The sequence below is a fragment of the Ruegeria sp. AK11 genome (assembly GCF_056541095.1).
Genome location: NZ_JBQFXU010000001.1, coordinates 477897 through 493569, shown reverse-complemented (window position 1 = coordinate 493569; position 15673 = coordinate 477897). Strand labels below are relative to the sequence as shown.

Genomic DNA, 15673 nt, shown 5'->3' with positions numbered 1-15673 from the left:
GATCAGTCTTCCTTCAAAATCGAACGGGTACCGACGATGGACAGGCCAAACGCGTCAAGCCCCAGATATACGGTTTCTGGCGAGTCGGTCAGCAGAACCAGTTCCTGAATTCCCATCTTGGACAGGATCTGGGCCCCCAGACCGGTTTGTTTAATGGTGCGCGGCCCCTCGTCACCCGTCGCATATAGCGAGTTGCGCGGTTGACGGAACAGGCAGACCACGCCCCGTCCTTCTTCAGCAATCTTTTCCATGGCGCGCGGCAGTTCGCGCGATGATTTCGGACCAAGACCCAGAATATCGGGGGCCTCGTGCAGAGCATGGGTGCGGGTCAACACCGGTTCGGGTGTGGTGATGTCGCCCTTGATCATGACCACGTGTTCGATGCCATGGGTCTGATCGGTGAACAGCCGCATTTCCCACTCGCCGCCATATTCTGACGTCACCATCTGACGCGAGGTTTCAACCACCAGATTGTCGTTGCGCGACCGGTAGGCAATCAGGTCACTGATCGTGCCGATCTTCATGTTGTGCTCTTGCGCAAACTCAACCAGATCGGGCAGACGCGCCATGGTGCCGTCGGGTTTCATGATCTCGCAGATCACGCCCGAGGGGTTCAGGCCGGCCAGACGCGAGATATCAACGGCAGCCTCGGTATGACCGGCACGCACCAGCACCCCACCCCGCTTGGCGCGCAAGGGGAAGACGTGGCCCGGTGTCGCGATATGGGCCATCGTGTTCTGCTCGTTGATCGCAGTTGCCACGGTCAGCGCACGGTCGGCGGCAGAGATCCCGGTGCTGACCCCTTCGCGCGCCTCGATGGACACGGTGAATGCGGTTTCGTGCCGGGATGAGTTGTTCACCGCCATCATCGGCAGCCCAAGTGCTTCGACCCGTTCTGCCGTCATCGGCAGGCAGATCAGGCCACGGCCATGGGTGGCCATAAAGTTAATGGCCTCGGCATCGGCGAACTCGGCAGCAATCACCAGATCGCCCTCGTTTTCGCGATCCTCGTGGTCGACCAGGATATACATCCGGCCCGCACGCGCCTCTTCAATAATGTCTTCGATCGGGCTGATCGCGTCGCGCAGCCGGGCCTCGACCGGGCCGGGTGTCTCAAAGCTCATTGGGCAGCCTTTCGCATGGCATGTTTGAACGGCGGAATAGACCACTGAGGGCACAAAGACCAGTCCACAAACGGCGCAGGTCTGTTCCGACGCGACGTATCCTATCAGGACATTTCGGCCAGACGCGCCACATAACGGGCCAGCGTATCGATCTCAAGATTGACCCTGTCACCGACCTGCACGTCACCCCAAGTGGTGACCTCTTTGGTGTGTGGAATGAAGTTGATGCCAAAATCGCAGTCTGTCACGTCATTGACCGTCAGGGATGTGCCGTTCAGTGCCACCGACCCTTTGGGCGCGATGAACCGTGCAAGATCCTTTGGCGCGCGCAAGGTGACGCGGGTGCTGTCGCCGTCTTCCTTGATCGCGATCACCTCGGCTACGCCATCCACATGGCCCGAAACGATGTGACCGCCCAGTTCGTCACCAACCTTCAGGGCGCGTTCCAGATTGACACGCTTGCCGACAGCCCAGGTGTCGAGATTGGTTTTCGAAACGGTTTCCGCGCTGATCTGGACGTCATACCAATCGTCGCCCAACGCGATCACGGTCAGGCACACACCGTCACTGGCAATCGAGGCCCCGATATCGATGCCCGCAGTGTCATAGGTGGTCCTGATCCGCGCACGCAGGTCTCCCTGCTGCTCCAGCTCGGCGACGGTGCCCATGTCGGTGACGATCCCTGTAAACATTCCGTTAACCCTCAGTTCCTAACCTGTGCCTGACTTTCACCGTCGAGGTAAGGCCAACGGGCCGCGCGGGCAAGCCCTGCCTTGCCGTACACCCACCAAACGGGCATAGTTTTGGCAACAACAACAATACGAGCAGTTCGGATGCCGCACCCGCCTTCAAGGTCTCATGATCGGGTCTTCCTGTTCCTTCAGGGCCCGCACGGACCTTTTTTCCCGGCCTTGGGGCGTATGTTGCGCGCCACGGGGGCTCGGGTCTGGCGGGTTGGGTTCAATGCAGGCGATCAGGCGTTCTGGTTTGACAAGGCAAGTTACATCCCGTTTCAGGACAAACCGGAAAACTGGCCCGCAACACTGTCCTCTTTGATCGCTGAAAAAGCTGTTACGGATATTGTTCTTTATGGCGACACCAGACCCATCCATGCGCGTGCGGTCGAAATCGCGCGGTCGTGCGGAGTTACCGTACATGTATTCGAGGAAGGGTATCTGCGCCCCTGGTGGGTGACTTATGAGCGGGACGGATCAAATGGAAACTCCCGGCTGATGTCGCTGGACGTTCAGCAAATGCGCCAGGCCTTGGCCTTGTCCGACCGAAAGGCGCCGCCGCCCCCGTCGCATTGGGGAGACATGCGGCACCATATCTTCTATGGCGCCCTTTATCATTGGTTCGTGATGGCCCTGAACAGTCGCTACCGCAACTTTCAACCGCACAGGGAATTACCTGTCTCTCAAGAATTCAGATTGTACCTCAAGCGACTGTTTTTGATGCCTTTTCATCGCCTTCAACGAAGTGTGGCAACGGCGCGGGTCAGATGGGGCGGATACCCCTACCACCTCGTTCTGTTGCAGCTTGGGCATGACAGCTCGGTGCAGGCTCATTCCAGCTTTTCGGGCATGTGTGAATTTCTTGAGCTGGCAATCGAAGGATTTGCGCAAGGCGCGCCCGCCCATCACAGGCTGGTGGTAAAGGAACACCCCCTGGAAAACCATCGCGAACCGTTGCGACGCCGGGCTCGCGAGATTGCCAGAAAACACGGCATCAGCGACCGGGTTCATTATGTGCCGGGCGGCAAGCTGGCCAGATTGCTGGATGAGGCAAGTTCGGCCGTCACCGTGAATTCCACCGCTGGACAGCAGGTCCTGTGGCGGGGTATTCCATTGCGCATTTTCGGGCGTTCGGTTTACGACAAGCCCGATTTCGTCTCGCAGCAGCCGATCGCAGCGTTTTTCGCCGATCCCCGCCACCCGGATGCCGAAGCCTATCGCTGTTATCGGCAGTTTCTTCTGGAAACCAGTCAGGTACCCGGCGGGTTCTATTCAAGGCGCGGCCGCCGTCAGCTGCTGCGCCGCGCCGTGGATATGCTTTTGGACACCAACGATCCTTACCAATCGGTCCTGAATACGAACGAGGCGCGAACGACACAGTTGAAAGTTGTCGAATGAAACGGGTGGTGTGTGACTGGAAGTTAAGCAACTTACCAGCTAGTCTGCACGCAACTACAAAAGACTGAGGATATCGGGCGGTGAAAGTCTCTCCTAGGCGATGGATGCGGGGTGTGTCCCTTGTGGCTGCAATTGGTCTGCTGGCTGCGTGCCAGCTACCAAAATCCGGACCGAACAAATCCGAAATTCTGGCCGGTTCAGTTCAAAACGGGGGCAACGCATATGTCGTTGAAGTTGACGACAATGTCACACGCGCGACGTCCGCCATTCCTCAGTACGGCTTTTCGTCCTCCTTCAGCAGTGCCCAGACATTGACCGCAGATACCGTCCGCCCTGGTGACGTGCTGGGGCTGACCATCTGGGAAAACGTCGACGATGGCTTGCTGTCAGGCGAAACCGGTCTTGCGACCGCGTTGAACGAGGTTCAGGTTGATAGTGACGGATTTATCTTTGTCCCCTATGCAGGCCGGATTCGGGCCGCGGGAAACACGCCGGAACAGCTGCGCGTTCTGATCACAGACAAGCTTCAGGAACAAACGCCGGACCCGCAGGTCGAAGTACGGCGCGTCGCGGGTGACGGGTCCACCGTCTCGCTGACGGGCACGGTCGCCGCACCGGGCATTTATCCGATTGAACGGCCAACCCGATCGCTGCTTGGTATGTTGTCCCAGGCGGGCGGGGTCTCGGTCGCGTCGGACATCGCGCTGGTGACCCTGATCCGGGGCGATCAGAAGGGTACCGTTTGGTACGAGGACCTGTTCCGCAACCCCAAGCTGGACGTCGCCCTGCGCGGTGGCGACCGCATTCTGGTGGAAGAGGACAGCAGATCGTATATCGCCCTTGGCGCAACAGGGGGCCAGTCGCGCGTGGCATTTGAAAGTCAGGACCTGTCGGCTCTGGAAGCCTTGGCGCAGGTCGGTGGTCTGCTGACGCTTTCCTCGGATCCAACGGGAATATTCATTCTGCGCAAGGAACGTCAGGATGTCGCCCGCAGTATCACCGGACGCGCCGACCTCAAAGGGGATCAGCGCATGATCTACCTGCTGAACCTGACAGCCCCCAACGGCCTGTTCATTGCACGCGATTTCGTGATCCGGGATGATGATACAATCTACGTGACCGAAGCGCCCTATGCGCAGTGGAGCAAGTCGATCTCACTTATCGCTGGCGGTCTGACGCCCGTTGCAAACGTTGCCACGCTAACCGGCAATTGATGCATGCGGCCCGATCCCGACACGTCAGCCGGGAGCGGGCAAAATCGGCTGTTCGTCTATAACGGCGGCTTTCTGACCCAGAAACGTCTGAGACGAATACTGGCGCTTTCGGGTTACGACATTCGTCTGGGAATTCCGAAAGAAGGCGATTGCGTAGGCGTCTGGGGCAACAGCCCGACAGCACATCGCGGCCTTAAGATCGCCGAAAAACACGCTGCCCCGGTTCTGCGGGTCGAGGACGCCTTTCTCAGATCTCTGCACCCGGGCCGGAATGGCGAGCCCCCCTTGGGGCTGTTGCTGGATCGTTCCGGCCTGCATTTCGATGCCGCCACGCCGTCTGAACTTGAGACAGTGCTGACCACGCACCCTCTGGATGACACGGCCCTGCTGGACCGTGCCCGCGCCGCGATCACGCGGATCAGAGAGCTTAACCTCAGCAAATATTCCGCCTTCGATCTCGATCTTGATTCACCCGATCCGGGCTATGTTCTGGTGATCGATCAGACGGTCGGCGATGCTTCAGTAACTGCAAGCGGAGCGGACCGCGCCCGGTTTCTTGAAATGCTTGTCTTGGCGCAGGAGGAAAACCCCGGTGCGCGCATCCTGATCAAGACGCATCCTGAAACACTGGCGGGTCACCGTCAGGGGCATTTTACCGATCAGGACCTGTCAGACCGGATAACGCAGTTCAGCGACCCGATCAGCCCATGGCCGTTGCTTGAAGGGGCTGTTGCTGTCTACACCGTGTCCTCGCAACTGGGGTTTGAGGCAATTCTGGCGGGCCACAAACCGCGTGTGTTCGGCCAACCTTTCTATGCCGGATGGGGCCTGACGCAGGATGACAGACCCGTTCCGCGCCGCCAGCGCAGCCTGACACGGGCGCAATTGTTCGCGGCCGCCATGCTGCTGTACCCGACTTGGTATGACCCCTATCGCGATCAGCTGTGCGAACTGGAAACGGTACTGGACACGTTAGAGGCAAAGACCCGCGCCTGGCGACAGGACAAGAACGGCTGGACGGCATCCGGGATGCGCTTGTGGAAACGCAGGCATCTGCAACAGTTTTTCGGGCAACATGGAAAGCTGCGCTTTACGGCATCTCAACCCGGCACACCGGACCGCCCCCACATGGTATGGGCCAGCCAGGCAAGGAACACCGAAGGGGCGGTTCGGGTCGAAGACGGGTTCCTGCGTTCACGCGGGCTTGGGGCGGCACTGGTCCCGCCATTGTCGCTGGTGACAGACGAGATCGGTATCTACTACGACCCGACAAAACCCAGCCAGTTGGAAGAGCTGATCACTTTGCGTGAAACGTTGAGGCCGGATCAGGACCTGCGCGCGGAACGTCTTGTCGAAAACCTTTTGGCCGAAGGCCTGAGCAAATACAATACCGGCAATCCGACCAGCCCCCTGCCCGAAGGCCATCGTATTCTTGTGCCCGGACAGGTCGAGGACGACGCCTCGATCCTGTTGGGTACCAGCGCGGTCCGCAACAATCTGGACCTGCTGAAAACTGTGCGCGATGCCAATCCCGACGCGATCCTGATTTACAAACCCCACCCCGATGTCGAAGCGGGTCTGCGCGAAGGCAGGATCGATGCCGAGGCGATTGCAGACATTGTTTTAACCCAAACAGACCCCGCGTCATTGTTGCCGCACGTGCAGGAAGTATGGACCATGACATCGCTTCTGGGGTTCGAGGCTTTGCTGCGCGGCGTGAAGGTTACAACTCTGGGCGCGCCCTTTTATGCGGGTTGGGGGCTGACCACGGATCTGGGGGTTGTTCCCGCCCGGCGTGGCGCACGACCAACGTTGATGGGCCTCGTCCATGCCACCCTGATTGATTACCCTCGTTATTTCGACCCGGTCACGGGGCAACCCTGCCCGGTCGAGGTTGCAGTTGAACGTCTGGCGCAGGGCACTTGTGCTCCGACCGGTCCGTTCAATCGAGTTCTGTCAAAACTTCAGGGCGCGTTTGCGACACATGCGCACTTGTGGCGCTAAACCTAGTCCGACGCCCTGCGCCAACGGTGCAGGATATCCCCACCCACCACTTTCGCTTCAACCAGTTCGAACCGTGGCGCGGCGTCCAGTGTCGTTAAAGCCAATGTTCCCACGGCAGCCAGACCTTCGGCTCCGATGGTCAATCCAGCGGTAAATCCGACCAGTTCATCCACCAGATCCTCGGCCAGCAGCGACGCTGCCAGCGCCGCCCCACCTTCGCAGAAGACGCTGGTCAGACCGGCTTGCCCCAACTGTTGGAGCAGATCGACCGCGTCAACCTGATGATCTTTCAACGCACAGGGGATCAGCTTTGCGCCCAATCCTTCCCAGGCTTTCGCGCGCTCGGCATCCGGGTGATGCGCATGGCAGAGCCACACAGGTGTCTTTGATGCCGTGCGGGCCAAATGCCCCATCAGGGATATATCCATATGGCGCGAAACCACAACGCGCACGGGCTGATGATCAATGCCAAGATCCCGAACTGTCAGTGAGGGATCGTCAGCCCGCGCTGTACCCGCTCCGACCATCACCGCGTCGTGTCGCGCACGCATGGCATGGACAACGCGGCGCGCCTGTGGCCCGGTAATCCATTGGCTGTGCCCGGTCGAGGTTGCGATCCGCCCGTCAAAACTGCTGGCCAGCTTGAGGGTCACGAAAGGTCGGCCCTGTTCGGTCTTCAGAAAGAAGCCCGCCAGATCACGTTCCGCCTGCTCTGCGAGGACACCGGTTACGACCTTAATTCCGGCCTCGCGCAACTTGGCAAAGCCCTGCCCCGCGACACGCGGATCGCTGTCTTCCACGGCTGCCACGACACGGGCGACACCCGCAGCAATCAAAGCCTCGGCACAGGGGGGTGTTTTGCCGTGGTGGGCGCAGGGTTCCAAAGTCACATAGGCGGTCGCGCCATGTGCGGCCTGCCCGGCTTGCGCCAAAGCCTCGGTTTCGGCATGGGGGCGGCCGCCCGGCTGGGTCCAACCGCGCCCGACAATCCGGCCTTTGCGCACGATAACACACCCCACCGCAGGGTTTGGCCAGCACATCCCCTGACCGCGCCGCCCCAGTGACAGGGCCAGCGCCATGAAACGCTTATCTTTTTCGCTCACTCGTCCGTCGGTGGCTGCGGCGGGCGCAGTTCGTGGACAAACTCCTCAAAATCATCGGCCGCCTGGAAATTCTTGTACACACTCGCAAAGCGAACATACGCGACGGTATCGATCCGCGCCAGAGCTTCCATAACGATCTCACCGATCTTGTGGGACGGGATATCCGTGTCGCCCATGCTTTCCAGCCGACGCACGATACCCGAAATCATCTGATCGATCCGCTCGGGATCAACTGGCCGTTTCTGCATCGAGATGCGGATCGAACGTTCCAGTTTATCGCGGTCGAAATCCTCGCGCTTACCATTGGTCTTTATGACAACCAAATCACGCAGCTGCACACGCTCATAGGTCGTGAACCGCCCGCCACAGGCCGGGCAGAACCGGCGTCGGCGGATTGCCACGTGGTCCTCTGCCGGACGTGAATCTTTTACCTGAGTATCGATATTTCCGCAAAACGGGCAGCGCATCCGCCGTCTCCTCGTCCCTTGTTCCGCCTCTTTTTGTAAGCGCTGCGACTTACTTATCCACAACTATAGGGCAGCAACTAGAGTTTGGGTAGTCGGAAATTTCAACCGCTAGATAAAGGGTCAGACAAGGTGCGCTGCAATCCGTCTCTGGTGTGGTGCCGTGCGGTGTTCAAACAGATATATTCCCTGCCATGTTCCAAGGCATGGGCGACCCTGCACCACAGGTATCGACAAGGATACCGGCAACAGCGCAGCCTTTATATGCGCTGGCATGTCGTCGGGGCCTTCATAAGTATGCCGAAGATACGACATTGCCGGGTGATTGGACGGCGGCACCAGCCTTTCGAAAAACGCCCGAAGATCAGTTTGAACTTCGGGGTCTGCGTTTTCCTGAACAAGCAATGAACAGGAGGTGTGGCGAACAAAAAGCGTCAGTAAGCCATCCGTCGCCACCTGCCCCAGCCACTGCGTCACCTCGGACGTGAATTCGTAAAGACCTGATCCTTGGGTCCGGATTACAAATTCAGTCTGCATTCGCGGTGTCTCGCCGTTTTGTCAGTCGTTATAGAACGGTCGATAGTTACACCTGGCATTCGCGCCTTGTACAGACATGCTGGTGCCAGGTTGAAAACCGATTGTAACAAAGCTGCTTGGCTGTGCACCCACATTCTGGGGCGGCTTGGTCGAGAACTGAACCGCCGTTTTACGACCGGTGGTGACGCTTGGCCCATACCCGCGCAACACGTAGATCCGATCGCGCCAGCCCGCGCCCAATGTACGCCGTGCATAATCCGCTGCCGCGCACCAGTATCCTTCGGTACGCTGGTCGCCGCGCGGAATAACTTCGAAATCGGTGGCGTTTATCGGCTCGGTCCGGTACCCGTGCGGTGCCGCGTCAGCCGTCATTGGAATGCTGAACGCCAGGGCGGCAATCGCGGCAAATGTCCGTGTATGTTTCATTGTCATTTCTTCCCTGATTGTGTGTCTCAAAAAGGTTAGGCCATAAGCTTCGTCGGCACAGGGTCGCTCACGTTCTGTTTAATCCGTCTCATGCGTTGCGTGAACCGGCGTGAGCCATCCCTGGTACCTGATCAACAACCCCAGTCCCGGCGCGTCCGCAGACACATCAAACCGAAAGCGCCCCGCTTTGTCCTGCCATTCGTGCGTTCTTGAACGCGGCAAGGAAAAAGATGGCATCGGGATGCCAAACACGGTCAGGCGGAGAATTTTGATATGCATCCCGTTTTCCTGCCAAATGGGCTGCAACCAAATCGAGACCGCGCCGAAAGATTCCCGAACACACTCTCTTTTCGTATCATATTTCAGAGTTGATCGGGTTTTGTGGCCCGCGAAATTCCGGTCCCATGACCAGATTTCGCCATTTGCATCAATCTGCAGGGAAACGGGGACGTCTTTGCCGTTTTGCGGAAACCCGGCCAGACGTGTTACAAAGGCAACCCATATCCCTTTGCCGCGTTCGATGTCGCAGCGTCCTGCAAAGCAGCCCTCGCTCATGTGCAGATCTCGAACCGCCTTTGGCAACCTTTCGGTCGATCCTATCGCCATAAGAAAGGGATCGCCCATCGCTAGTACCCGTTTTCGGCAAAACGAACCCTGATATCGGGACCGGGAACCAGACATATCTCGGAACGCCCGAAGAACGCGTATCTGTTTCGTGCGATCAGGCGATAGGCGGGATCCTTGATAAGCCGAGGCAGAAACCGGCACATTGAGAACAGCGACCACGGGCCGCGCAACTGTTGCATCGCCGCTGCAAACGCATCCAGATGCTGAAAAACAGCGCCATCCACAACGACCAGATTTGTTTGAAAATCCTGTGTGGGAAGGCCGAGATCACGATATAGTTTTTGCCCAAGCGGGGATTGCGCCGTTGCAAACTGGAAAACTTGGCGCCGGTCACGTTTCAGCATAAACTGGAAAAACCCCGAACACAGCACGCATTCGCCGTCAAACACAATCAGGTTTTGATCATAAACCCCTGTAATCTTGAAAATATCTTGCAAGGTTTTACACCGGAATTATTGACTTAAAGTCAACCTGACGAAACCACCTGAGCGAAGCAATGCGACATGTACGAAAGGTGTGGGGGCGTGCCGGGGAGCCTTGACCAGAGGCTGGTGATTTCCCCGAGGCTCTGACCTCATCCCCATAAAGGTCTGGACCCGGCAACACTGCTGAAGTGGTTCGTTACACGTGGCGACGCTTGTCCATATTGGTCAAAAATTTTCGAGATACCGCCAGAGATGGCTTGTTTTAGCGAAGAACCCACTTGTCAGCACCGTCGATCATGAAAGAAAATTCTCTGATAGTCTGCCTATGTATTTGAAAATTTGAGGTACTGTTTCGCGATGGATGTCGATATCGGCCGTCTTCATTTGTTTATTCAGGCACTGGACCGCCATTCTGGTAATGGCGACATGTCCCGCGATGTCCTGAAAATGGCGGGGCTACGCCCTCAGGATATCGCACCGCCGGTCACTACCTACAGCGTACAAAGCGAGGCTTTGTTTATCCGTTATGCATGTGACGCCACCCACGACGTCACATTTGCTGCCCGCACGGGGCTTGAGGTTACGTCAGCCTCGACCGTGACCGCCTATATCAGCAAGTATTCCCGCGACCTGAAACAGGTGATGGAGAACCTCACGCGCTTTCACGGCATCATCGACCCTGCCATCGCGCTTAACCTGCGCGTCGCGGGTAATTTTGCGACCTTGGAAGCCGACTGGAAAGATCCCGGGTATGCGCGGTACCACAGACGCACCGAATTCCTGATTTTTGCTGCCCTGGCCAGAATGCGGAACCTGACGCAAGTCAATCTCTATCCGATAGAAATTCGGTTTCAGCACAGGGTCGGCGACCACGCGCGAAGATTTGAGAAACTTGCCGGATTTCCGGTGACTTTTGGGGCCGAGAACCTCGAGATTATCCTGCCACTTGCCGCGCTGGACCTGCCTGTGCCGACGTATGACCCCCAACTCAGAGAGCATTTGCTGGAATATGCAGATCGCCTGCTTTCTGAGAGAGGCGCGCCCAAACATCTGACCCGTGCCAAGGTCGAAGGGCTGGTTACCCGTTCCCTGCCCGGCGCAATCCCACAGGCCGAGAGCCTAGCGGCTGATCTGGGGATGAGCCTTAGAACCTTCAGTCGGCGCCTCAGGGACGAAGGCACCAGCTATCGCGATGTTGTCGACGATCTGCGGTGCGACCTGGCGCAGACCTTTATCAAGAATGAAATGCCCTTGTCCGAAATCGCCTATTCGCTGGGCTATGCGGATCAGGCTGCATTTTCGACCGCATTCAAACGTTGGACAGGCCAGCCGCCCAGCGCGTTCAAGACGCGAATGGAACACCCGATACGGACGTGAGACCGGGGGTCATCAGCTTGAAAAACCTCGCCCCGGCCCGTCCCATGAGTGGACAGAACGGATATAGAAAGACAGAAGGTCCGGGCCTTGTGCGTTCCCGCCAATGTGATGGGAGAACAGGCCATCGTGAAGAACGCCTGGAATGAAAAAAGGCGCCTCGTTTGAGGCGCCTTGATACTTATTGATCCAGGAAGGACCGAAGTTTTCGGGATCGGCTGGGGTGCTTCAGCTTCCGCAGCGCCTTCGCTTCGATCTGGCGGATACGTTCGCGGGTCACGCTGAACTGCTGACCCACCTCTTCCAGCGTGTGGTCGGTGTTCATACCGATGCCGAAACGCATCCGCAGCACACGTTCTTCACGTGGGGTGAGTGAGGCCAGGACCCGTGTCGTGGTTTCCTTGAGGTTCTCCTGAATGGCGCTGTCCAAAGGCAGTACGGCATTCTTATCCTCGATGAAATCACCCAGCTGGCTGTCTTCTTCGTCACCAATCGGAGTTTCCAGCGAAATCGGCTCTTTGGCGATCTTCATCACCTTGCGAACCTTCTCAAGCGGCATTTGCAGCTTTTCGGCCAGTTCTTCTGGCGTCGGCTCGCGGCCGATCTCGTGCAGCATCTGGCGGCCGGTCCGGACCAGCTTGTTGATCGTTTCGATCATATGAACCGGAATACGGATCGTGCGTGCCTGATCCGCGATTGAACGCGTAATAGCCTGACGAATCCACCACGTTGCATAGGTCGAGAACTTATAGCCGCGACGGTATTCGAACTTGTCTACCGCCTTCATCAGGCCAATGTTACCTTCTTGAATAAGATCAAGGAATTGCAGGCCGCGGTTCGTGTATTTCTTGGCGATCGAGATCACCAGACGCAGGTTGGCTTCGACCATTTCCTTCTTGGCCTGCCGCGCCTCTTTTTCGCCCTTCTGGACCTGCTGAACGATGCGGCGGAATTCGCTGATGTCCAGACCTACATATTGGCCGACCTGAGCCATGTCGTTGCGCAGCTCTTCGACCTTCGCGGTCGAGCGTTCGATGAACATCTGCCAGCCCCGGCCCGGCTTTTCCGCCATTTCGGCCAGCCAGTTGGGGTCCAGTTCACGCCCGCGGTATTCGTCGATGAACTCGCGACGGTTTATCCGTGCCTGATCGGCCAGCTTCACCATCGAACTGTCCAGCGACATGACGCGACGGTTGATACCGTAAAGTTGGTCGATCAGCGCTTCGATCCGGTTGTTGTGCAGGTGAAGACCATTCACCAATTGCACAATCTCGGCCCGCAACTTCTGATAGGTCTCTTCGTCTTTTTCGCTGAACGTGCCATCCTCGTTCAAGGTGGCCGAAATGCGGCTGTCCTGCATTTCGGACAGCATCGCGAAATCGGTTGAGATCCGCTCCAGCGTGGTCAGAACCTGATCCTTCAATGCAGCTTCCATCGCGGCCAGCGACATGTTGGCCTGATCGTCTTCGTCATCGTCGTCGTCGCTGGTGATCGGGTTGCCATCGGCATCCAGTTCCGGCCCGGCCTCTTTCGCGGGTTTCGCAGCCTGCACCGCCGACGCGTCAACAACTGGCGCGTCCCCATCTTCGTCCAGTTGGTTGCCGAATGTGGTTTCCAGATCGATGACATCCCGCAGCAGAATATCCTCGGACAGCAATTCGTCGTGCCAGATGGTGATTGCCTGAAAGGTCAGTGGGCTTTCGCACAGGCCCGCAATCATGGTATTGCGCCCTGCTTCGATCCGCTTGGCGATGGCAATCTCGCCCTCACGGCTCAGCAGTTCGACCGAACCCATCTCGCGCAGATACATGCGAACGGGGTCGTCGGTGCGGTCCAGCTTTTCGGTGGCAGCCCCGGCCAACGCAACCTCGCGGTTGCTTTCGGTAGTCGTCAGTTCGGTCGAGCCCTTGTTCTCTTCTTCTTCAGCCTCTTCATCTTCGATGATGTTGATGCCCATCTCGGACAGCATAGACATAACGTCTTCGATCTGTTCCGAGCTGACCTGATCGGGCGGCAAAACCTGATTGAGCTGATCGTAGGTGATGTAACCTTTCTCGCGGGCCTCGGCGATCATCTTCTTGACGTTGGCCTGGCTCATGTCCAGCGAGATTTCCTGGTCCTGCTCGTCGGATTTGCGATCTTCGGTCGTGTCTTTGGCGGCCATTCAATGCTCCTGCAGGGATGGGTGATTCGTTTGATCCGAATCATTAGCGCGTAGAAGTGATTCGGCCACCCGTTTACCCGTTTTTCTTTTCCAGTGCCTTACGAAAACACCATTTTACCGGCGTTTCCGCTCGAATTTGATGCCGGACATGATTGCCTCGAACGCGTCTTTCTCGTCGCGGTTGATTCGCGCCCCGTTGTCGGCGATGTCGAATATGGCCCTGTCTTCATTCTGGCTTCGGTTTGTCCGGTTGCGTTCTTCTGCCGCTTGCGCCAGCCGATATGTCAGCGCCTCATCGGCCAGATCGGACAACTCCTCTGCGGCTTCGGCAATCTCAGCATCCAACCCCCGGAGCGCTTTGATTTTCGCGAGTTCTTCGGCCAGAGTCATCTCGGCCTTTTCAACGTCGCCCGGTTTGAACACACAGGGGATTACGGCGACATGGCGAAGGGCCAGCAGGTTTTCAAGGGCCTCAGGCCCTAAAGTTTCGGCAATGTGGTCCTTCAGATTGTCCGGGTCATCGATCGCGTGGCGCAGAATTGCAGTTCGCAATGCGGCGTGATCAACATCGCGGCATTCCATCTCTTCCAGTTGGTGTTCGAACTGCACGACGACTTGGGGGTTAAGCGCGGCAATAGCCAGAATGGCCGCTTCGCGCAGTTGAATCTCGGCATTCTCGGACGAGGCCAGAAACGAGGACCGCGCGCCGGGCGTGGCGGGTTGTTTTGGCGGCACCCATTTGCCGCGCGGTTGCCATTGCCGGGATTGCGGCTGCCGTTGCGGACGGAACAACTGCCAGCGCAGGTCCTTGATTTCTTGCCCATAATGCGCCCGTATCGATGGGTCGCGGATCAGCTTGATTTTCTCGCGCAGGGACTTGTCCAAAGCCGCCTTGCGTTCAGGACTGTCGAACACCTTGCCGTCGGTCTCGCGCTGCCACAGCAGCTTGACCATCGGAATGGCACCATCCAGCACGGCCTTCACAGCGCCTGCCCCTTCGGCGCGCAGCAGGTCGTCGGGGTCTTTGCCCTCGGGCATCAGGGCAAACCGCAGCGACTTTCCAGCTTCGAGCATCGGCAAAGCCAGATCAACCACCCGCATCGCAGCGCGCAGACCTGCTGTGTCGCCGTCCAGCGCAATGATCGGCTCGTCCGATATCCGCCAGAGCAGTTGCAGCTGATGTTCGGTTATGGCGGTACCCAATGGGGCAACCGACGCGCCAAAACCTGCTTCGGCCAGCGCGATCACGTCCATATAGCCTTCGGCCACGATCAGCGGCTGACCCTTACCTGCCGCCTGTCGAGCCGGGCCTTGATTGTAAAGACTGCGCCCTTTGTCGAACAGCTCGGTCTCGGGTGAGTTCAGGTATTTCGCGTTGTCATTGGGGTCCATCGCCCGCCCGCCAAACGCGATGCAACGTCCGCGCGGGTCGCGGATCGGGTACATGATGCGGTTGCGGAAGGTGTCGTAGGGCTTTTTGCCTTTGTTTGAAGGCTTGGCCAGCCCGGCCCCAAGGATCAGATCCTCGGCCACGTTCTTGCCGCGAAGATGGTCCCACAGCGCCTGCCAATCGTCCGGAGCAAATCCAATCTCCCACCGATCCAGCGCTTGCGCGTTCAACCCGCGGCGCGCGAGGTAGTCTCGTGCGGCGGCTCCTGCCCCGGTTTTGAGTTGCAGGCGAAAGAACTGCACAGCCTGTTCCATCACATCAGCCAGCTGTGTGCGGTGGTCCTGTTTTTCCTGCGCCTTCGGGTCGCGCGCAGGCATCGGCATCCCGGCTTCGCGGGCCAGAATCTCGACAGCTTCGATGAACGAGACATTCTCGGTCTCTTTCACAAAACTGATCGCGTCCCCTTTGGCATGACAGCCAAAACAGTAATAAAACCCCTTCTGATCATCGACATGGAATGAGGCCGTCTTTTCGTGATGAAACGGGCAAGGCGCCCACATGTCCCCTTTGCCCTGATTGGACTTGCGTTGATCCCACATAACCTTGCGCCCGACAACCTGAGACAGGCTGAGCCGCGTGCGCAATTCGTCCAGAAATCCGGGGGGCAATGACATGAGTCAAACCTGACA

The 15673-nt window shown here is 58.1% G+C and carries 14 protein-coding genes; 4 read left to right on the top strand and 10 right to left on the bottom strand.

Annotation, left to right across the window (positions count from 1 at the left end):
* Positions 1 to 2: 2 nt before the first annotated feature.
* Both ribB and ACR0D9_RS02510 read right to left on the bottom strand, forming a co-directional pair.
* Complete coding sequence (ribB, locus tag ACR0D9_RS02515) at positions 3 to 1124, bottom strand: 3,4-dihydroxy-2-butanone-4-phosphate synthase (protein WP_267365297.1); 1122 nt, start codon at positions 1122 to 1124, stop codon at positions 3 to 5.
* Between the two features lie 104 nt (positions 1125 to 1228).
* Complete coding sequence (locus ACR0D9_RS02510; protein WP_480486061.1) at positions 1229 to 1816, bottom strand: riboflavin synthase; 588 nt, start codon at positions 1814 to 1816, stop codon at positions 1229 to 1231.
* Positions 1817 to 1957: 141 nt separating this feature from the next.
* Here ACR0D9_RS02510 and ACR0D9_RS02505 point away from each other — a divergent pair, with 141 nt between their 5' ends.
* From ACR0D9_RS02505 to ACR0D9_RS02495, 3 genes are all read left to right on the top strand, one after another.
* Complete coding sequence (locus ACR0D9_RS02505; protein WP_480537532.1) at positions 1958 to 3256, top strand: capsule biosynthesis protein; 1299 nt, start codon at positions 1958 to 1960, stop codon at positions 3254 to 3256.
* A gap of 80 nt (positions 3257 to 3336) precedes the next feature.
* On the top strand, positions 3337 to 4470 hold the full coding sequence (locus ACR0D9_RS02500) for a polysaccharide biosynthesis/export family protein (protein ID WP_348540319.1): 1134 nt from the start codon (positions 3337 to 3339) through the stop codon (positions 4468 to 4470).
* A 3-nt stretch (positions 4471 to 4473) separates the two neighbouring features.
* The gene (locus tag ACR0D9_RS02495; RefSeq protein WP_480486067.1) at positions 4474 to 6474 is read left to right on the top strand and encodes a capsular polysaccharide biosynthesis protein; all 2001 of its coding nucleotides are present in this window, start codon (positions 4474 to 4476) and stop codon (positions 6472 to 6474) included.
* A 2-nt stretch (positions 6475 to 6476) separates the two neighbouring features.
* On the opposite strand, the gene ribD is transcribed toward ACR0D9_RS02495, so the two are convergent.
* The 6 genes from ribD to ACR0D9_RS02465 all read right to left on the bottom strand — a co-directional run bounded on the left by ribD (position 6477) and on the right by ACR0D9_RS02465 (position 10068).
* A complete protein-coding gene (gene ribD / locus ACR0D9_RS02490) occupies positions 6477 to 7577 on the bottom strand; it encodes a bifunctional diaminohydroxyphosphoribosylaminopyrimidine deaminase/5-amino-6-(5-phosphoribosylamino)uracil reductase RibD (RefSeq protein WP_480486068.1) in 1101 nt (366 codons plus the stop codon).
* Positions 7574 to 8044 carry a transcriptional regulator NrdR gene (gene nrdR / locus ACR0D9_RS02485; protein ID WP_267367325.1) on the bottom strand — a complete coding sequence of 157 codons (471 nt, stop codon included), beginning with the start codon at positions 8042 to 8044 and terminating at the stop codon, positions 7574 to 7576. Before nrdR ends, ribD begins: the two co-directional genes overlap by 4 nt.
* A 120-nt stretch (positions 8045 to 8164) precedes the next feature.
* Positions 8165 to 8578: a secondary thiamine-phosphate synthase enzyme YjbQ gene (locus ACR0D9_RS02480; RefSeq protein WP_480486070.1), complete on the bottom strand. Its 414-nt coding sequence runs from the start codon at positions 8576 to 8578 to the stop codon at positions 8165 to 8167.
* Between the two features lie 21 nt (positions 8579 to 8599).
* Entirely contained in the window at positions 8600 to 9004 is a 405-nt protein-coding gene (locus ACR0D9_RS02475; protein ID WP_480486072.1) for a hypothetical protein, read from the bottom strand.
* A gap of 78 nt (positions 9005 to 9082) precedes the next feature.
* Positions 9083 to 9628, bottom strand: a complete 546-nt coding sequence (locus tag ACR0D9_RS02470) for a DUF4166 domain-containing protein (RefSeq protein ID WP_480537531.1) — start codon at positions 9626 to 9628, stop codon at positions 9083 to 9085.
* 2 nt (positions 9629 to 9630) lie between these two features.
* On the bottom strand, positions 9631 to 10068 hold the full coding sequence (locus tag ACR0D9_RS02465; RefSeq protein WP_480537530.1) for a thiol-disulfide oxidoreductase DCC family protein: 438 nt from the start codon (positions 10066 to 10068) through the stop codon (positions 9631 to 9633).
* Between the two features lie 345 nt (positions 10069 to 10413).
* Between ACR0D9_RS02465 and ACR0D9_RS02460 the strand changes: the two genes are divergently transcribed.
* Positions 10414 to 11433, top strand: coding sequence for a helix-turn-helix domain-containing protein (locus tag ACR0D9_RS02460; RefSeq protein WP_480537529.1), 1020 nt, complete (start codon positions 10414 to 10416; stop codon positions 11431 to 11433).
* 178 nt (positions 11434 to 11611) lie between these two features.
* Here ACR0D9_RS02460 and rpoD read toward each other — a convergent pair whose 3' ends face one another.
* The gene (gene rpoD, locus ACR0D9_RS02455) at positions 11612 to 13594 is read right to left on the bottom strand and encodes an RNA polymerase sigma factor RpoD (RefSeq protein WP_209504318.1); all 1983 of its coding nucleotides are present in this window, start codon (positions 13592 to 13594) and stop codon (positions 11612 to 11614) included.
* Positions 13595 to 13708: 114 nt separating this feature from the next.
* Positions 13709 to 15658, bottom strand: a complete 1950-nt coding sequence (gene dnaG / locus ACR0D9_RS02450; RefSeq protein WP_480537528.1) for a DNA primase — start codon at positions 15656 to 15658, stop codon at positions 13709 to 13711.
* Positions 15659 to 15673: the final 15 nt, after the last annotated feature.